At 47.8% G+C, this 19,241-nt stretch carries 19 protein-coding genes; 6 read left to right on the forward strand and 13 right to left on the reverse strand.

The genetic code is table 11. The features are described 5' to 3' along the window. Window positions 1-7 precede the first annotated feature (7 nt). Window positions 8-886 (reverse strand): DUF4007 family protein, encoded by an 879-nt coding sequence (locus tag MHH78_RS32755; RefSeq protein WP_341170172.1) that lies wholly within the window; start codon window positions 884-886, stop codon window positions 8-10. A gap of 163 nt (window positions 887-1,049) precedes the next feature. Then, window positions 1,050-1,865 carry a hypothetical protein gene (locus MHH78_RS32760; protein WP_076158642.1) on the reverse strand — a complete coding sequence of 272 codons (816 nt, stop codon included), beginning with the start codon at window positions 1,863-1,865 and terminating at the stop codon, window positions 1,050-1,052. Between the two features lie 127 nt (window positions 1,866-1,992). Here MHH78_RS32760 and MHH78_RS32765 point away from each other — a divergent pair, with 127 nt between their 5' ends. After that, a complete protein-coding gene (locus tag MHH78_RS32765) occupies window positions 1,993-2,343 on the forward strand; it encodes a helix-turn-helix domain-containing protein (protein WP_341170173.1) in 351 nt (116 codons plus the stop codon). A 202-nt stretch (window positions 2,344-2,545) separates the two neighbouring features. Here MHH78_RS32765 and MHH78_RS32770 read toward each other — a convergent pair whose 3' ends face one another. From MHH78_RS32770 to MHH78_RS32800, 7 genes are all read right to left on the reverse strand, one after another. After that, window positions 2,546-4,438 (reverse strand): DUF2075 domain-containing protein, encoded by a 1,893-nt coding sequence (locus MHH78_RS32770; RefSeq protein WP_341170174.1) that lies wholly within the window; start codon window positions 4,436-4,438, stop codon window positions 2,546-2,548. Window positions 4,439-4,457: 19 nt separating this feature from the next. Beyond that, entirely contained in the window at window positions 4,458-4,787 is a 330-nt protein-coding gene (locus MHH78_RS32775) for a nucleotide pyrophosphohydrolase (RefSeq protein WP_341170175.1), read from the reverse strand. 134 nt (window positions 4,788-4,921) lie between these two features. After that, on the reverse strand, window positions 4,922-5,248 hold the full coding sequence (locus tag MHH78_RS32780) for a DUF3139 domain-containing protein (protein WP_340978468.1): 327 nt from the start codon (window positions 5,246-5,248) through the stop codon (window positions 4,922-4,924). Continuing rightward, the gene (locus tag MHH78_RS32785; protein WP_341170176.1) at window positions 5,248-5,760 is read right to left on the reverse strand and encodes an RNA polymerase sigma factor; all 513 of its coding nucleotides are present in this window, start codon (window positions 5,758-5,760) and stop codon (window positions 5,248-5,250) included. Before MHH78_RS32785 ends, MHH78_RS32780 begins: the two co-directional genes overlap by 1 nt. Window positions 5,761-5,970: 210 nt before the next feature. Continuing rightward, complete coding sequence (locus MHH78_RS32790) at window positions 5,971-6,747, reverse strand: hypothetical protein (protein ID WP_341170177.1); 777 nt, start codon at window positions 6,745-6,747, stop codon at window positions 5,971-5,973. A gap of 30 nt (window positions 6,748-6,777) precedes the next feature. Then, a complete protein-coding gene (locus MHH78_RS32795; protein WP_341170178.1) occupies window positions 6,778-7,716 on the reverse strand; it encodes a trypsin-like serine protease in 939 nt (312 codons plus the stop codon). Between the two features lie 583 nt (window positions 7,717-8,299). Beyond that, on the reverse strand, window positions 8,300-8,917 hold the full coding sequence (locus MHH78_RS32800) for a type 1 glutamine amidotransferase family protein (RefSeq protein WP_341170179.1): 618 nt from the start codon (window positions 8,915-8,917) through the stop codon (window positions 8,300-8,302). 205 nt (window positions 8,918-9,122) lie between these two features. Between MHH78_RS32800 and MHH78_RS32805 the strand changes: the two genes are divergently transcribed. Then, on the forward strand, window positions 9,123-9,863 hold the full coding sequence (locus tag MHH78_RS32805) for a class I SAM-dependent methyltransferase (protein WP_341170180.1): 741 nt from the start codon (window positions 9,123-9,125) through the stop codon (window positions 9,861-9,863). A gap of 3 nt (window positions 9,864-9,866) precedes the next feature. Here the strand turns inward: MHH78_RS32805 and MHH78_RS32810 are convergent, their stop codons facing one another. After that, entirely contained in the window at window positions 9,867-10,013 is a 147-nt protein-coding gene (locus MHH78_RS32810) for a hypothetical protein (RefSeq protein WP_339253526.1), read from the reverse strand. A gap of 308 nt (window positions 10,014-10,321) precedes the next feature. Between MHH78_RS32810 and MHH78_RS32815 the strand changes: the two genes are divergently transcribed. Then, complete coding sequence (locus MHH78_RS32815; RefSeq protein WP_445668112.1) at window positions 10,322-11,527, forward strand: MFS transporter; 1,206 nt, start codon at window positions 10,322-10,324, stop codon at window positions 11,525-11,527. 115 nt (window positions 11,528-11,642) lie between these two features. After that, window positions 11,643-12,620 (forward strand): phosphotransferase enzyme family protein, encoded by a 978-nt coding sequence (locus MHH78_RS32820; protein WP_341170182.1) that lies wholly within the window; start codon window positions 11,643-11,645, stop codon window positions 12,618-12,620. 94 nt (window positions 12,621-12,714) lie between these two features. Here the strand turns inward: MHH78_RS32820 and MHH78_RS32825 are convergent, their stop codons facing one another. Then, complete coding sequence (locus tag MHH78_RS32825; protein WP_341170183.1) at window positions 12,715-13,746, reverse strand: carbohydrate-binding protein; 1,032 nt, start codon at window positions 13,744-13,746, stop codon at window positions 12,715-12,717. A 346-nt stretch (window positions 13,747-14,092) separates the two neighbouring features. Between MHH78_RS32825 and MHH78_RS32830 the strand changes: the two genes are divergently transcribed. Both MHH78_RS32830 and MHH78_RS32835 read left to right on the forward strand, forming a co-directional pair. Beyond that, window positions 14,093-16,249: a sensor histidine kinase gene (locus MHH78_RS32830; protein WP_341170184.1), complete on the forward strand. Its 2,157-nt coding sequence runs from the start codon at window positions 14,093-14,095 to the stop codon at window positions 16,247-16,249. Between the two features lie 7 nt (window positions 16,250-16,256). Then, the gene (locus MHH78_RS32835; RefSeq protein ID WP_076080298.1) at window positions 16,257-16,946 is read left to right on the forward strand and encodes a response regulator transcription factor; all 690 of its coding nucleotides are present in this window, start codon (window positions 16,257-16,259) and stop codon (window positions 16,944-16,946) included. Between the two features lie 133 nt (window positions 16,947-17,079). Here MHH78_RS32835 and MHH78_RS32840 read toward each other — a convergent pair whose 3' ends face one another. Together MHH78_RS32840 and MHH78_RS32845 are read right to left on the reverse strand one after the other, a co-directional pair. Further along, complete coding sequence (locus MHH78_RS32840) at window positions 17,080-17,649, reverse strand: SF0329 family protein (RefSeq protein WP_341170185.1); 570 nt, start codon at window positions 17,647-17,649, stop codon at window positions 17,080-17,082. A gap of 199 nt (window positions 17,650-17,848) precedes the next feature. Beyond that, complete coding sequence (locus tag MHH78_RS32845; RefSeq protein WP_341170186.1) at window positions 17,849-19,075, reverse strand: RtcB family protein; 1,227 nt, start codon at window positions 19,073-19,075, stop codon at window positions 17,849-17,851. Between the last annotated feature and the right edge of the window lie 166 nt (window positions 19,076-19,241).

Here is a 19,241-nt window from a genome sequence, read left to right on the forward strand (position 1 = left end):
TAGTAGCTCATCCTTTCAAAAGCTCACTCTTAATAAACTCAATCGACGTAATCAACGGTACTCTTATATAGTCCAAATTATTTGTTCTTACGTACTCAATCGGATACTTTTCGTGATTAGTAAGAATATTTAGCGCTTCAACCACCTTATTCCGAGACAGATTAAATATTTTCCCCCATAGGTTATCACCATTCACAATCTCATCGACACTAATAAGCCGATCCCCAGGGATAGAGTCAAGATCAAGAAGGATGTAATAAAGTGATGCTATCCCAATTGAATTAAGCTCAGGGATTATTTTTTTGATTGTATCAAAGCTCTCCCCTGAACGTTCACTTCTCATCAACTTTAGTTTTGAAAATGGGGAAAACATAGTATCCTCGGGATCATTATCATCAGGCGATTTGGTATAGAATTGAACTAAACAGTCTATATCTCGTTTCAAAGAATTTCCTGATATATCCTTAGCCTCATTTTGGCTAACCCATGTTACAAAGGAACTAAGTAAATCAGGTCTGCTAACAGAAGTTTCTCGATAGCTATTAAAGTACCAATCAAATACTGTTGATTGATCATTTTTATTCTTTACCAAGTGATAGTGAAGAATAGCCAACGATTCATTTTTTTGCAAAAGGCGATCACTATTAAATAGAATTTCTCCTAATTCCGTTAATACATGTATCCGTTGTCCCTCTATTGTTCGTTCCTCAACAACATCAAAAGCAAACAACCAATATTTTAAAGCTTCAAGCATATTTTTCCCAAGCCCAACTGTCTCAAATGCATATTCATTGAAGAAAAACCTATTATTCTGTTTTACTGCCCTTAATCCTTTACTGAACCACTTATCTCTTATATAGAAACTTTGATGTCTAGCATAAGCCATATATGTAGAACTTCCTTTCTGAAAAAAATCATCCCTGGAGAATAGTCTCCAGGGATGATTATACACCAAGATATAAAATATGGATAGTTTTTTAAGGAACCTATGTTCTACTTATTGTGTTTTATAACGTTTTCATGAAATTATATATAGAAAACATTCATTTTCAAATGTCATTAAAACAGCCACACCCACCGATGTCCATTAAATCAAACGATGTTTCCTTATTGTTTAACTCGTCTTTTTCTATTTGCTCCCTAAATTCCTTTAAACTCAAATAGTTTATCTGTTTATCTATTGTTCTTCTTAGGAAAGGAACTCTTTTCCCTATGATTAGAAAAAGTTCTTCTTGCTTGGCTTCATGATAAGCATATCGTTCAGGCATTTGCTTTAATAAATTGTAAAAATGTCCTTGTCCTCCTTTTACACAAAATCCCCCACAATTATTATGTGAAAAACCCATATTATATAAACGTGGCCTATTAACTCCGTATTTTTCAACCCAAATACACATATCCTCCTTAGACAAATATGGCTCATTAATTAGTGGAAACTCAACATGGTACGGTTTCCAATAGTCTCTACACTTTTTTGCGCGATGCTCTTCAGTCCAATCAATTCCAAGATATAAAGTAACTTCATCTGGAGAAAATCTCTTTTCAATCCAATTCCTTGCCGCCTCCCTTTTTAGTATTCTACTACACGGATCATTCCTTGTGTTCCCCATATACCTTACCTCTTCAAAAACTTGCCATATATGCTTACCTACAGATATCCATTCCAAAGCCCCACCGATATATCCCCAACTTTCATTTAAAAATCGGTATAAATCTTGATCCTCGCCCCTATGAGGATGTCCATCATTTTTCTTTTTCGTGTCAGTAAATAGGTTTATGATATCCTCACTTCCGTATTTCTGCATTACCCTCATTCCTGCCGCCCAACTTCCAATCCCACCTGATAAAAAAACTATTCTTTTCATACTTTATCCTCCCTAGCTAAGTTAACTCATTGTTAATTTTCATTATAAGTTAACTATTAGTTAACTTCAATTATTATTTATTAACTTCTTGTTAACTTTGGGGTAAGATATTTCTGAGGTGGGTTTAATGCTAATATCGGAAAGAATAAAAAAGTTAAGAATTCAGAACAACCTTACACAATTACAATTAGGGGATGCCATAGGAGTATCAAAGGTATCCATCTCCGGTTATGAATCCAAAAAGAGGATCCCTGATGTAAATACATTAATTAGGCTTGCAGATTATTTTGAAGTATCTATGGATTTTTTGATTGGAAGAGAAGAAAAAGCGTACATTAGAGAGTTAATAAAAGAAGACCGTTCACCATATATTTTCTTTGGACAGGATAATTTAGAGGAAATAACAGCAGATGAGGCGCAGCGGTTAAAAGAAGAATTAGAAATGTATCGTCTTTACCAGTTAAAACAGAAGAAATAACAAAAGCTCTTTGGAGTACTTTGTGATTTTTCCGTTTCTTGCTAGAAAACCTTTCCAAAATATATTTTGATTTGCTCTTGAACACGTAACCCCCTTATAACAAAATAGAGGACAGAATTGTTGGCTTGGGGTTACCCGCTCCATACATCTGATCCTCCATCTTTTCAAATCAATGATAGTCTTCTATAGAACGCTGCTACCCTCACCCCAACCCCACCAACGCCCCCTGCAAAGTCAACCGCCTCTGCAAGTAAGCCTTCAGATGAGGATCAACACAGTAGATATAGCACCCCTTCGTTCCCCGGGTCATTAGGGTTCGGTAGGTGTTGCGGACAATCTGATCGGCTATGCGGAGGGCTTCGTCCTTGTCTTTTTTGTACAGGGTCTTGAAGCCTGACAGGGACTTATCCGTCTTCGCACGCTTGAAGGGGTCGGTTATGATCCGGTTGTTCTCATAGCGCATATCTTCGCCGATGATTACTCCGACATAATCGAACTCCAGGCCCTGTGATGTGTGGATGCAGCCTACTTGCCCGATAGATTCCGGGTCGATTGCCCAGGTGGTGGTGTTGCTCAGGTTCCAGCTCATGAAGAATTGGTATTGCTCTAATTGAATATCATGAACGCCAGGATTATTCTTGCCATCGCTCTTCCAGTCCCAGCAATAGCCGGCGAGCATTCGGGCCTTGTTGTTGATCTGATTCTTGCTGAAGATTTCGTCCCGCAGCTTATTGGGGTCATCATAGAGCCGGATGTCATACTCGAAGTCGAAGCCGTCTGCATTCGCCGTTTCACGAATTTCGAGCACATCATCCAGCCAAGCCAAATATCCGTCCGAGCCATTGCACCGGAATTGGGACGCCAGCGTTAACTCCGTGATGTCCGCATCCATCTGCTCCGCATAGTGTCTAATCTGCTCCTTGCTGCCTACATCGTGCATAGCAATCTTCTGATATTCATCAATGAAGAATACCGAGAACCGGGAAGCACGGATGATCTCCATCGTCTGGTTGATCCCTTTATTTTTGAACAGGCCGGACTTCTCATTTAAGCGGTGCGCCTCATCGACAATCAGGCAATCGAATTCATTGGGCAATGCCTCATAATACACGCCTGAGCCTTTGAACAGGTTATCGATGACCGCTTTCTTCACGTTTTTCTGGAGCTTCTTCATATACACAGAACGCGGTGCGCTATTCTTGGTTACATATTGGCAGACGAGTTCCCGGGCGGTGAGCTCTACCAGAAGATTAATGCCAAGCACAGACTTACCTGTCCCTGGGCCGCCTTCGACAATCAGGACTTGCTTTTTGCCCGACCGGGCTTGCTTCGCTAATCTTAACGCTTCTTGATAAACAACATCCTGATCATCAATCATAATGAATTCCTGGTTTCCCTGGAGCATACTGAGGAGTGCATCCTGCAGCGATTTGGATGGTTTAATTTTGCCGTGCTCTATAAGGTACAGTGATTTGCTTCTGTCGGTCTTTTTAATGTAGGTCGTGATAAACCCTCTTAGCTTCAGAGCATCTCCCTTGGAGAAAATCGGCGCTTCCTCAATGTATGGGTCGTAGACAGGGTGCAATAAGGGATCATTATCTTTCTGAATATAATTATGTAGATACGCACAAGGATAGAGCTGGACCGCTTCGTTCTGCACGCTCTCATTGTAATCATGAATTAGTCTGGCATAGGACCAAGCCTGCTTCGAAGGATGCTGTGTGCTTGTCTTGGTTCTGTTAAAAAAGGTTCTGACCAGACCATCCGCATCCTCAACCGTCTCCACTTCTGTCCATTGCTTAAGCTCAATGATCACAACGGAGTATTGATCCTGTTCATTCAAGCCTGTAATCATGAAGTCGACTCTTCTTGGTTGCGCTGGAATCCTATATTCAATCGCGATTCCTGCGTCATCTGGAATGTCCGATGTGTTCAGTACTTTATATAGATAGTTCATGGAATTGTTCCATGCGTTGATTTCGCCCATGGCAGCTCTACCGATTTTTTGGACGTACTGGTTATGGATCTTTACCGCAATCGTATCCTCAGTGACATCATCCATAAATTGCTGCTTGGTCGATTCGTAGATAATCATAGAGCTCTCCCCTATTCATTCACTGCTGTGTGCTTTTTTGTGAGCTTCCCTTGGAGCTGGATATGGGGTATTTCTTCGCATTCTTGTCTATCTTCTGAAGGATGGCATCCTTAACATCAATTTGTAGATCATGAGCGAGCGTAAGCGTGTAGATGAGAATATCAGCGATCTCGTCCTGCATGTCGGAGTAATGTTGCTCTATGGCCTGCTGACTGTTCTTCCATTGAAAAAGCTCCAGCAGTTCGCTAGACTCCAGTGTGATCGAGAGCGCCAGATCCTTGGGATCATGGAATTGCTTCCAGTCCCTGTCGTCACGGAATTGAATGATTCTCTTCATTAATTCGTCCATGTGTACCCCCGCCTATTTGATCAAATTCTATTTTCCACAATTTCTCTGTATATATTAATGATAGTTCAATCCTTAATGTAAATCTATGATATTTCTAAAATTACACAGAAAAGGACTCCTATTGGAGCCCGGGTTCATTCTTCAATATGCTTATATCGTTTTGTTCCATCCTCCACACCGTGAACAGGAGCCATACTGTATTGATATATCTTTCCATTTTCTTTACGATAATAATATCTGGAACTTCTATCATCATTAAAAATAACGGTTGTACTCACCAGAGGAGCTTTACCAATTTGAGTATAAATTTCATATATATCATTCAGGTTATACCCTCGTTTTTCTTGCAAGTATATTTCCACTTCGCTCGTTGTTTTGTCTTTGAATATTTTTAATCCGGCGAATCCTAAAGCGCAAGCCATCAGAACAATCACCAGAAGTAGTATTTTTATTTTTTTCATTATACCCCACCTTCTTCCCTCAAAACCCGCAGCACCCGCCCCCTAGCTCTGGAAATATACTGCCGAACATGCTGCGTGGGAATATTCAAAAGCTCCCCGATTTGTTGATCCCGCAGCTCCAGCTTGTATTTGAAGTAGAGCAGATTCCGGTCGCGTTCAGATAGCTGCAGCATTGCTTCCGTAAGTGCTCCTATGGCTTCAGCTTGGATGTAGTTTTCTTCTGTCGCGGCTGCGGGATCAGGGATTTGCTCCGCTACATCGTTCTTCAAGCCGGTATAGACCTTCCTGGAACGGCGGGTGCGCCTTCGGATATGGTCATAACAATAATGCTTAATGGTGTTGACGACATAAGAGGTAACTTTGCAGCCGCTTAAGGAGCGCAATAGAGATGTTTTGGGGATCAGTTTAATAAAAGCTTCCTGAATTAGGTCATCAATGACTTCTTGATCCTTAATAATATTAAATGCTTTCTTTCTCATTAAAGGATAGTGGTTCTCATATAAATTCTTCATGAATGTTCTATCATCATCGGGTTCACAAGCCTTTAGAACGCGAAGTGAAATTTGTAACCCCTCCCCATAAAATCCATATTAATTCCATTTTTAATCAATTATACCCTTTCCTCTTATGATTTGGGCCTGTAAATAATAATCTGGCGCAGAAAAAAAGAACGCCACGGCGTTCTCTTAATCATTCAGTATCACGTAGCTTCTAATGTCTCTCTATCTTCGTTTTCGGGCAAACCATGAACTTGGACTTAACAGGACAATGGTGATCACCACCACCGCCCCAAGCAGCATGATATTCCAGCGGTCAAAGGTCCGGTAGAACAAATCCGGTGAGAGGTACGCTCCATTCTGATACAGTACGTCGTCAATATACCGTGCAAAGGTATGCTTCCCCTGGTCCAGGGTCCAATGTTGCTGACGTACAGCAGCACGAAATGGCTTGTTTGCTCTAATCGCTGAATCCAATACAGCCTCTAAGCTGTCCATTTGCACATAGTAATACTTCTCGCTCAATGCAGGATTTGCATCCTCTGCAGTCTTGAACGGCCGAACATACCGCCAACCCTTCTCATAGGTAGGATAGCTGGTATACCCATACCCTAACTCATAGAATGAAGATCCCTGGGATTTTGGCGGAATGGCCTCAATGATTGTTCCCTTGGGAATTTCTAAGGCAACCGCCGTTGCCCCACCTGGAATCTCAGTATAATACTGCAAGGTCACAGGCGCTTCCATACGATTAGTTAATGAATATTCAGGCTCGCCAGATATGCCGGGAAAATAGGAGCTATAGGCACTCAGATCCATTTGCTCCAGCGGAATGCCTTGTACATAGGGGCTGGCCGTTGCCGCAGCTGAGAAGTCTTTGCGTAACTGGTGATTGTGAACCCACGCAGACCCTGTCCGGTAGACAACAACGCAAATGAGGATAATGACCGTCAACACGGCGCACCACCACAGGAATGGTCTAGAGACTGAGGGAACAGACATGTCATTATCCTCCTTATGGGTACAGTTTACCTAATTCACCTTGACGGTGAAGCCGGCATGCTCCGCATAATAAATCGGGGTGGAATACATAATCTTAGCAGGCCCGCTCGTCGGATTGCTTCTGGCTGTTACAATGCCATGCAGCTTATTCGCACTTCCATCCTTCATATATACCGGTCCTCCGCTGTCTCCCCCGGCAACGGCATCGGTACCGGATGAGTTCTGCATCAGAGACTGATACAGGCCATTCACGTAATAGGTATTAAACAGGCCATCGGAGTAGATCACGTTTATGCTCGCTTGTGTCACAGTCCCCCATGAATATCCGGTTGTTGCTCCGTATTTATAGATCGTGGTTCCCACAGGGACCGACGAATAGGTGCCGGTAATGGACACACTTCCATACACTTTGTTCGTCGCTGTATCGCTTCCGGTTAACTTCACCATCGCAAAATCGCCCAGTGAATCTACGCCAGTCGCACCATTAGTTCTATTCGCACGCTGATAACTCACCTGTCCTGTCCGTGTTCCCGAATACTGAATATAAGGATATCTTGTAGATAAAAAGCCTACCTTCTCATTGCTGTGTCCAGCCGTCAGAATAGCACTACTGCCGCCATAGGTACCGCCAATGCCGACACTTAACCCGGCACCGTTATCTTCATTGGTAATTCGATCCCCGCCCCATAATTGGGCCGTACTCGTATTAGGCGTTCCCGGCTCGATCCGGACAGGCAAGCTCTCCGTTGTCTTCTGGAGGGTCTGGGGCTGCTCGTTCATAAGCTTATTGTAATCCTCTTCGATCACTGAAACGTAGAACTGGTTAGCCTTCCGGTCCACACCGTAGCTACCGATGCTATAATTCTGCTCCTCCAGCTGTGTAACGACTTGATCTAGACTATTCAAATAATTCAGTGAGTATGAAGCGCTTTCAAATATAACATGATCACTATCTTGTGCACGTTTCATATAATCCTCTTTCAATTCTTCAGAAGGATCTACTAACATAATAACCAGTTTGTCTCCGCTGACATATTCTCCTGCATAATCATCAGGATAAATAGGGGTGCCTAGCTCATCTTTATTGAAACTATCCCAGAGATTCTGATAGGCTTGAAGGGCCGGTTCTTGCAATTCCATCGCTTGTATAATGGCCTTCGGTACAGTATGTGTTAAGTCTGCATTTCGGTCAGGATTAGAAGCAGCTACACTCAGCGGAATCATTAGAAATACGAGCATGAGGCATAAAAAATAACGAATGTTCTTTTTCAACAAACTCATCCTCTCTTCATAAGTATCCAGCAGGTCTCACCTAAAGCTCCTATACGTCATCTTTGTCTACAAGTGAAGTCCTATAATTCCTCCCTTCGATATAGAAATAGCGTTAATAGTCGAAATGACTCATGCTGTCTATCAATATAAGACGCATAACTCGACTAAATGTAACACTTTTTTGAATAATTTAACTTTTTAGACATTAGTATCTTTGGAATCCCCCATACCAACACAAATACCCTCTCCGTAAAGAGAGGGCGGCCTTCCTTAACTGCTCTTATCCCATCAACTCATAGAAATACTTCGCTTCCTGAGTCTTATACAGACCATACCAAGCCTCTAATTTTTGTGGAGTCATTACATCCAGGGCTTTCAATACATGCATGGTGAATTCCAGCGGGGCGATGCCGGTTGCTGTGATCAGCTTGCTGTCCGTTACAGCAGGCTGGTTCTGGTAGAACTCTTCGCCGGTATACGCAGGACAGACCATTCGGAGATACTCCAGGTCATTGCTTGTATGCGGGCGTGAATTCAGCAGTCCGGCCTGGGCCAGTCCCATGGTAGCTCCGCAAATGGCTGCCACTACTATATCCTCCTGTATACATCTCTCAGCGAGCCCAAGGATCGGCTTGTGGATGGCTTCGGTCCATGTCTCACCGCCGGGTAGGATCAAGGCATCTCCGCTTACCAAGCTGCACTCATCTACCGTGATGTCAGGCATGATTTTCAGTCCGCCCATGGTAGTGATCAGTGTCTTCTCATTGGCTACGGTAACTATTGTAGATGGAGCTTGTCCCTCCTTGTAACACCTTCCCGAGTTCAGTTCAGCCGTTAGATACCCTATCTCCCAGTCTGCCATGGTGTCTAACACATATAGATATACTGTATGTTTCATGTGTAGCTCCTCTCTCTATGACTATCTCTATAATAAAACAGCTTCACTGACAACCGCTGTCAGTGAAGCTATTTAAGCTGAACATATTTCTTTTCCCTCCTATCAATAAAAAACAGCTATAATCAACAGTTCCATTCCCGCCTATGAACAGCTATGCTATCTTACCTTTATGCATTTATATTGTATTGCCAAGGAGGAACTAGCATTGACTGCGCATAACAATCTGGAAGAGTACCGCGACCCGGTCAACTATGATCTGGAGTTCGGCGGGGAGACACGAAAATATCAGTTCTATTTGGAATGGGCTCAAGCGGCTGCCGGCGAGGTCTTGGAACTGGCTTGCGGAACCGGATTGACGACCCTGCCGCTGGCTCAAGCGGGAATGGCCATGACTGGCGTTGATATTGCTTCCTCTATGCTGGCTTATGCGCGGGTGAAGGCCGGGAACTTGCCTGTAGCGTTTATCAAAGCCGATGCGCGAACCTTCCGCTCCGATAAGAAGTTCGCCATGATCTATTTAACGGGGAATGCGTTTCAGGCTTTTTTGAGCGATGAGGATCAGGCCGCCTTACTCCGTACAGTCTACAATCATCTGGAGCCCGGAGGACGTCTGATCTTCGAGATGCGTAATCCCGCAGGGACTGACCTGTCCGATGAAGGGGAGACGGCTTGGGGGCAATTCACCGATTCAGACGGCAACGTAGTCAAGGTATCGGGCACACAGACCTACGATGCGGAACGTTCCATCATGCACTGGGCAACCTTTCGCGATTGGGGCTATAAGCGGACGGAGTCGAGGATCGACTGCCGGTTTACAACATACGCTGCGCTGACAGAGTTACTGACCCGTAACGGATTTCTTATCGAGCACCAGTATGCGGACTGGGACCGCACACCGTTCACCCCCTCCTCCCCTCTCCTTATCAGCGTATGTAAGAAATCGTAATCTTCAATCTGTTCTTTTTGCCATAATTAAGCTGACGATCTGCTTCATCTCCTCTTGGTTCAGGACGGAATACCAGCGGGTGGTTGTGTTATCCTTGCTAATCTTCGCCAGAAGCAGTTCCGTCCTATCTTCGGAGACATTCAGAATCACTCTGCGTCATTTCCAGGAATGAAGGTCAATCTAGTGATTGTTCCTCATTCCTCTTGATATCATCCTAACATTCATCCCCAAGTATATCATTAGCTGGTTCTGCCCTCCCCTTCGCACACCAAAGACGCCGCAGGCGAATCTGGGCGTCTCGTGTTCCCTCTATTTAGTTCTGTCCTCTTTTCTAGGGAACTTCCATGTTCCTATAGCACCAGCATCATCCTATAGGACTTAAAAGTGCGTACTTCTACATTTCTTATTTACTGTTTACACTAACATCAGCCATTGATTAACGAGGGGGAATGATTAATTTGGGACAAAACTGGAAAATCTTCATACTTGCTGTGGTCTGCTTTATTGTCGGGACATCCGAATACATGATCACGGGCATTTTAGATAAAGTCGCCGCAGATACCGGAGTGACATTATCTCAGGCTGGACAGTTAATGACCGTCTACGCACTAGCCTACGCCATAGGTACCCCGGTCCTAATGGGGGTCACGGCCCGGTTTGACCGTCGAAAGTTGTTGTTGTACTCGCTTGGCTTAATTATCGTGAGTAATGCGCTAATCATGATTTTTCCGGGTTATGGATTTATGCTGCTTGCACGGATAATCATGGCGCTCGGAACTGGCGTATTTGTCGTGACATCGCTTGCCTTAGCCGCTAAGTTAGCTCCTTCGAACAAGAAGGGGAGTGCGATTGCAACGGTGTTAATGGGTGTCACCGCTTCACTTATTTTGGGCGTGCCCATTGGCCGGGTGATTGCCGCCGCGTACGATTGGAGGCTGATTTTCGGCGGTATTAGCCTTCTTGCTATGGTCAGTCTACCCGTCCTGGCAAGCTCAATACCACGGATGGAAGGTGATGAGCCGATCTCCTTTGCCAAACAACTGGCTATGGTGAAAAGACCTCGAATCGCCCTCTCTCTCGCCATTAACTTTTTTATGACGATGGGTTATGGCATTGCCTTCACGTATTTGTCGCCTTATCTGCTGGAAGTTGCCGGAATGAGCGATCGATGGGTAAGCGGAGCCCTGTTCGCATACGGCATCGCCAGTCTGATCGGGTCAAAGGCAGGGGGAAGCGGCACCGATCGATGGGGTGTAGGCAGAACGTTAACTGGAGCAACGTTGTTAAATATGGTGATGCTGATATTGTTATCGGTAGTCTCTGGCACTTCCATATTCCTTGTTTTCTCGGTGCTGGTGCTTTGGTCGCTCTTCTCCTGGGCAGCTTCTCCAAGCCAGCAATATGATCTTCTTACCTTGTCTCCCAAGACATCTGGTGTCATGCTTGCCCTCAACACATCTGTGCTGCAGCTGGCGATAGCGGCGGGGGCTGGACTTGGAGGCATTGTCATTAACTATTTATCGCTGCAAGCCATTATGTGGGTCGCTGCTGCCTCCGTTGCTGTAGCGGCTATGATTTCTGCTGCGTTGTTCGGCAGGATAAGCTATCGGTCGCGCCAAGAGAGTCAAAGAGCAGAAATACTAACATCTACAGCTCCGGAATAAGCTCCGGCTCCCCTTATCAATAAAAAACAAATATAGTCAACAGTTCCATTCCCGCCCATGAACAACTATGATATCGTACCTATTATACTTTGATAAATAAGGGAGCGAGCTGCGATTGGATGCACACTTGAATACCGCAATGGAAGCACTGGAGCACTACCCTATAAGCTGCAAGTCGGTTTATTTCATTGCACAGAGCGGCAATACGATCTACAAAGTCACTGATCTGGACAACAATAGTTACAGCCTCCGGCTGCATATCTCCAAAGGTGACGCCCTTGAGCAAATCTGGAGTAAGCGGGAAGTGCTTCAATCCGAGATGGTCTGGCTAGAAGCGTTAACCTTGGATACCGATGTGACCCTGCCTTCACCTTGTAAGAATATTCGCGGAGAATTCATTACGGACGTGAACCATACCCACTGCACTTTATTACGATGGGTGGAGGGTGAACAGAAGCCTTTCATTCCTTCTATAGAAGATGCCGGGGCCATAGGTGAATTGATCGGCAAGTTACATAAGCAAGCCTCGAACTGGAGCATCCCCGCTGCCTTTGAACGCCCGGCCTTTGATGGCTCCCGGATCTTACAAGCCCTTAATACGCTGAAGGAACGTGCTAATGCCGGACTGTTTGATGCAGGAGATACGGAGCTTCTGCTGCATGCCGGTGAGCGGGTCATTCACATGATGGACTCTATGGAGCGGACAGCCAGCAATTGGGGCATGATTCATGCCGATCTGATTCCAAGTAATTTGGTGTTTGATGGAGAAGAAGTACGGCCCATTGATTTTGGTGCTTGCGGGTTCGGTTATTACTTAGTGGATTTGGGCTGGACGTTCTCCTACATCCATCCTTCATTCAGAGAACAGTTGCTTCAGTCTTATTCCAAGCACCATCCGTTGCCGGATAACTATATTAAAAGGTTAGAGGGCTTCTTCATTGCAGCACAGCTGGAGACGATGAATTTCTGGCTGGGCCTGCCGGACTGGCAGGAATGGCTGCCCGGGCATATCGGTAAATTAGCCAGTAGAGAGATTAAGGCCTACTTAAACAATGAATCGTTCCTCTTCAACGGCGTGCCGTATTGGGAATGAACCTTCACCTGGGCTTGGCACAAACGTAAAAATAAAGACGCTGCGGGAATTCCCGAGCGTCTTTGTCCTTTTTTTATAGAAGGAAGGTGCTCCCTTAGTTCTTCCCCCCATACCCCTTATACGTACCATAGACGGCATTCGCATACTGATCCGCCAGGATCGGGCGGCCGTAGGAATCGGTGGCGCCTGGATACCAGTTGTCGCCCCCGTTGTAATGTAAGAGTCCGTTGTAGATGTTGCCGAATCTTGAGATTTTCTCATCAAGAATCAGTCCGCCTAAGGCTACCTGATCCTGTTCGCTGCTGTGATTATACGTGCGGCCGAATTTGGAGCTGAACTGGGAGGCATACGCGGCACGTGTATTCGGCTCGACCTGCATCAAGCCGTCACCGGCGGATGGACTGCCCGGCAGACCTGCTCCGAAGCTGCTCTCCTTCTTGATCACCGCGCTCAGTAATAGTGCGAAATCTCCGCCTTTTCCGAATTTATTGTCCACATTCATGGCATACGTCCAGATCTGGCTGGGCACCTCGGAGGGGCGGGTGACGCCGGTTGCGGGCGGTGAACCGGTGTAGATTTTGACCGAAGACATCTTATCATTCACACTATCGCCGACCCAGGAGGAGCTTGCTGTATAGGTCCACTTCGTGCCGCCGAAATTATCGTCCGCATACACTTCAACCGTCCAGCCATTCGGTACCTTGAGCGAGGACATCCAGTCATTCGGAATGCCCGCATTGTTCAGCTGGGACAGCACATAATTGCCTGTTCCCAGGGTGACGGCCTTGCCGCCATAGTCCCTATCTGCATAGAAGATGGCTCCGTTCGTGGCCGGGGGTGTGCTGGGCGTGGGTGTCGGTGTCGGTGTCGGTGTTGTGCTGTTCCCGCTCTTCCACAGTGCAGGAACATTCGGCGGCTCCCAGCCAGTCAGGGACGTATGCGCCTGAAGACAGGTATATGTACCTCCGCCATAGGTTACGGTGTCATTCACCGCATAGGCCGTGTTCGGCGACCACGCTCCTCTCGCGGCTGCACTTGCATTTGGTAAGGCGGTGAAGAATACGGAGAGCAGTAATGCGAATGCGGCCAACAGGGATACAGCTCTAGCTGACACTTTGGTATACAATAGCCAAGCCTCCTTAGATCGTTTCCCCTCATAAAATAACCCCACAAAGCCCCAAAACATAACATTACAAAAGGGCCCTCCACGGGGCCATCCATCAGGGTACTATATTTTATTACCGATTTTCTAATTCATTCCAACATTTTTGTATTTTTCGAATCAACCCGAAAAACTTACAATTTTCGACATATTCTTTTCCTTATCTAGCATTCTACACAGGAATTTAGCCTCTTAATGTAAGAAAAGAAAACTTAAATAGTGCAATTTCACACAATTTTCGGCAATGATGCTATCATTAAGGCAATGAGCTTAAGAATGACGAATCTTGTAGATTGGGGTCGGCTTCATCATGAGGGGTATACTAAGGTCCGGTTCTCGTAATATCTGGTTACATATCGCTGTGGTCGTGGTTATCGGGCTGATCGCAAGCTATGCCATCCTGTCTGCAACGCCGGGTGCCCCCAAGCCTCGAAGCAAGGAAGGCCTTCTGGATCTAACGCATACCTCTATCCGTATGAATCCGCTGAAGTTACAGGGAGAATGGGCCTTCTATTGGCACGAGCTGCTCTCACCCGGGGATATACGAAGCCGGATGGCAGGCGGGGAATCAGCTGAGCGGAACCGGTATATCAACATCCCGGGCTCCTGGCTCGGCTACCCGCTGGATGGTCAAGCGCTGAAGGGCGAAGGCTATGCCACCTTCCGGCTGGTGATCCGGCTTAGTGAGCAGGATAGTCAGGAGCGGCTGGCTCTGCGGATGCCTACTATTTTTCATGCGTATAAATTGTGGGTGAATGGAGAGCTGCTAGCTGAAGTCGGTGTGGTGGATCAGGACAAAGAGGGCATGACGCCGCGTCTGGCGACGAAGCTGGTGTTCTTCCAGCCTGAAGGCGACACGGTGGAGCTGGTGATGCAGGTAGCGAACTTCCATCATAAGCGGGGCGGCATCACTAAGAATATTGAGCTGGGTGGCAGTAATGTGTTAACGGTCCGGACCCATCTGAGGATCTCTGCGGATATGTTCATCACTGCCAGCCTGCTGGTGATCGGCGTGTATCATCTGCTGCTGTTCATGCTGCGGCGTAAGGACCGGGCACCGCTATACTTCGGTCTGTTCACTGTGATGTTCGCGATCCGCTCCCTGCTGAACGGCGAGCTTATGCTTACCCAGTGGCTGCCGCATTTTCCGTGGGAATTGCAGTTCAAGCTTGAGTATCTGATTCTATGCCTTGGCGGGTGGATAATCACGATGTATTTTGAGTGCATTTTCCCGGATTACGTGTCGCGGTGGTTCCGCTATGGCTCCCGGATCGTCACCGGCGCACTCTGTCTGGTGGTTGTGGTGACCCCTGCCCTCGTCTATTCCCGGATGCTGCTGCTGATAGGTGTGGTCGTGGTTCTCCATATGGTGTATCTGATGGTGGGGCTGGCTCATGCGGCGGTGCGGCGGATGGAGGGTGCACTGATCTTCATGCTGGTGTCGGTGGTGGCTCTCGCTACGGTGATCAACGATTTCCTGTATTACAACGAATGGTCGCCCATCGGGAACAACTCGCCGTTCGGGCTGCTCATCTTCACGGTCGCCCAGATGCTGCTGCTCTCTTCAAGATTCACGCGGGCGGCAACGAATGAAGAACGGATTGCGCGGGAGCTGCAGGAAGCCAATCTCAAGCTCACCGGGATGAATGCCAATCTGGAGCAGATCGTACTGGAGCGCACCCATGCCTTATCCGCAGCCCACGAGGATCTCCGCCTGTCGTATGAACGGTTACTGCACTCCGAGGAAGGCAGGAAGAAGCTGCTGGCCTACATTACGCATGATCTGCGCATGCCGCTGTCCAGTATGCTGGGTTATGTCGAGGCAGTGATGGATAGGGTCAAGCCGGAGAGCAATGAACAGTATCTGAAATATATCCGCGATAACACGATAAGGATCAACCGCATGATCGGAGAGCTGAGCTTCTTGTCGCATCTGGAGACGGGGCAAGTGGAATACCGGATGGAGCTGGTCCAGGTGACTAAGTTCCTGCGCGGCTTCTATGAACAATATGAGCTGGTAGTGCGGGATGCGGGGCTGGATTTCGATCTGGACATCGGGGATACAGTAGACCTGGGCGCCGGCCTGCCTGTTGCCCGGATTGATTCGCAACGATTAGAGCAGGCACTATTCAATCTGGTGTCAAATGCGATGAAGTTCACTCCTGGCGGCGGGTTGGTGCGTCTTGTTTTCGATGTGGACGAAGTGAACGATACGCGGTGTGTGGTCATCAGCGTACAAGACTCCGGCATGGGTATTCCTCCAGAGCAGCTGGAGCAGATCTTCGACCGCAATTACCGGGTGGACCGGCCGGGGCTGGACATGGGCGTAGAAGGTAGCGGGCTCGGGCTGGCGATATGCAGGGAAATTGTACAAGCGCATGGCGGGAGTGTCCGGGCGGAGAGCGACGGGAAGACGGGGTCGATTTTCCAGGTCATATTGCCATTGATTCAGGAAGCAGGAGAGTGACAATAGAATGGACACATACCGAATTATGATCGTCGACGACGATCCCCATATCTGTGAGATTGTTCAGCTATACTGCCAGCGGGAAGGCTTCGAGTCCTCGTATTGCCACAGCGGAGCCGATGCTATGATGCAGCTTGGGTCATTTAACCCGGACCTTATTGTGCTGGATGTGCTGCTGGCGAATGAGAACGGCATTGACTGGTGCAAGAACGCACGCAATTACACGAATGCCCCGATTGTGTTCCTAAGCAGTCAGGAGGAGGATGAGGTGAAGATCAGCGCCTTATCGTATGGCGGGGATGATTATGTGACCAAGCCGTTCAGTCCGGGCGTACTCATGGCCAAGATCAAGGCTCACCTCCGCAGGGTATCCACGGGCAGAAGGGAACAACTGCTGGAGCTTCCGGGACTAACGCTGGATTTCTATGCACAGTCTGTTCACATGGGCAGCAGAACGATTTTTCTGTCGAAAAAAGAATTCAGCCTGCTCTCCTACATGGCACAGAACGTGAATCAAGTGGTCTCTGTCGATACGCTGTTTCACCTCATCTGGGGGATGAAGAGTCTGGAGGATACGCGGACGGTGGCGGTCCACATCAGTAATCTGCGCAAAAAAATCGAGGAAGACCCTATCCATCCCGAGCGGATCATTACAGTCCGGGGGGCCGGATATATGCTGGTTGCGGGGAAACGCTGAGTACAAGCGGAAACGGATTTGCCGTCCTTTTAAAGGACGGTACTGTTTCAGCGAGAAATAGAAGGCTAATTTATAACGTACAACATATAAATTATATTTTAACAAATCGCTCTAACCGCAGCGGCTATAACAGTCATAATGCCCCGCGCCGCAGATCATAGAAATACTCCACCGCCGGATGCTTCCGCTGCATCTTCCCGGCCATCCCCTCGATCCGCTTCCGCCCGACTCTCCGGTCCATCAGAGCCAGAATATTCAGTACCATATCACTGCTCTCAAGGCTCTCCTCGATAGGAGTAACCAGGAACTTATTCGCCACCACAATGAAATTCGATTTCGTCAGGGCGGCCTGGGCCAACATTAATGCCTTGGCGTGTTCGGTGGTTAAGCGGCTTCGGGCCATGATGATTAGGCGGTCTTCAGGAATGGGCCCCTTGGCTGTCAGTCTGACTGCTTCAATGTCTTCATTGGTGATGGAGATATGGAGCTCCGGGTCATTCTTGACCTCCAGCTCGGACGAATACCAGCGGATGGGGCTAGACTTATCGGTCATGCTGAGAATGTTCTTCTTGTCCACCGTAATATAACAGGTGCCTGATTTATCCGGCGAATAACGGTAAGCGGGCGCACGATACTCTACCCGTCCCTCTAAGGATGGACTGAGGAAGCCCTCCAGTTGTTGCTTGAGTTTGCTCCAGGACATGTAATCCCTCCCTATTGAAAATGGGAAAAGGCCTGTCGGCCTCTTCTTGAAGTTCTATGTTACCATACTTCGCGTCCTTGATGCCCGCCTGTGGAGACTTCGTGATGGATATTATCTGGGGGATTTCATCCAGTGTAACCGACTTAGGGTTGATGATAAGCTGTCCATCTTCCTTATCTTGACGCACATGAATCCCCCCTCAATCCTTATACGGATCGAACTCATCCGCGCCCGCCATACATACGCCCACAGGCTTCAGCACATGCATAACCTCAATGGTCCCGGCGTGCGCGTCCAACACTTCTTGCAGCTTCCGGTAGACAAAAGGACTCTCGTCCGTCCCCGCGCCGCGCAGCACTACGCCGAACTGCCGGACCGCCTCCAGCATTTGCGCTGTCGTAATTTGACCGCCGCTGCGGGTACGGGTTTTATAGTTCATACGGCCCGCAGCCTGGGTCCGGCTCATGATTCGGCCCGCTCCATGAACGGTGCTGTAATAAGCATCCCGGTTCTCCTCGCTGTCCTTCCCCCGGACGATTACGGAGATGTCTCCCATGCTGCCCCCGATGAAGCCCATCTGTCCGGGTGCGGACGGAGTGGCCCCTTTGCGGACGACGATGACTTCCTTGCCGTCATGCGTCTCTTTCCAGGCATAGTTATGATGGTTGTGCACCGCCAGATCCGCTTCCGTTCCCAGAATCGCCAAGACCTGCTGGATGACATAGTCTCTTCCCGCATAAGCATAGCGACCGGCCAGCTTCATCGCTCTGTAATACATATCGCCTAGCTCACTGTTCAGGTCGAGCAGTACAGGCGGCTGATCCATCTTTTCCCCGGGGGCATTCGCCAGGAAGTCTCTGCCTGCTGCCAGGTTAAGGAATCCGCTCGCCGTCTTATGCCCGAACCCTCTGCTGCCGAAATGATTGGCAATCCACACCCGACCCGTTGCCTCTTCTTCAAGTATATCTACGAAGTGGTTGCCGCTGCCGACCGTACCGAGCTGATTCTGCGCCAGGGCCTTCAGCTTATCATGTACTCCGCTGCCCACCGCCTTGAACACCGCCCAATCCGGGTCGTCGAACAGCTCGTGTTCCACCCGCTCGTTATTAACCCGGCCTACACCGAAGGAGATTCTGCGGGCAATCTCATCCATAATCCCTGAGAGCCGCGGCCGCAGCTCCTCTATCTTCAAGCCGGTCCGCACCGCCTTATTCCCGCATCCGATATCGTAACCCACGCCAGACGGAGAGATCTGTCCATCGTATACGACTACACCGCCGATCGGCTGGCTGTAGCCTTTATGATGATCCGCCATCAGCAGCGTCTGCACCATATTTCCTGTCTCCGCACACATCTTGGCTTGCGCCATCGCTCCGGGATCGGGATTCCCCCAGACCCGCACGCCGTCTATCGTTGTATAAGCCATATCTTTTCAACCTCCTATGTTCGGGATCACCCGACGCTTCTGTGTCTATATTCGCTTATATCGGTTCCCAGGTACATGGCGGAAGTATTACGATTGGGTAGATATAACAAAATAGAGGACAGGCTTGTTGGCTCCAGGATTATCCCTTGCCATTCATCCGGTCCTC

Origin of the sequence: Paenibacillus sp. FSL H3-0333 (assembly GCF_038002805.1) — a bacterium.
GTDB classification, from domain to species: Bacteria; Bacillota; Bacilli; order Paenibacillales; family Paenibacillaceae; genus Paenibacillus_AQ; species Paenibacillus_AQ silagei.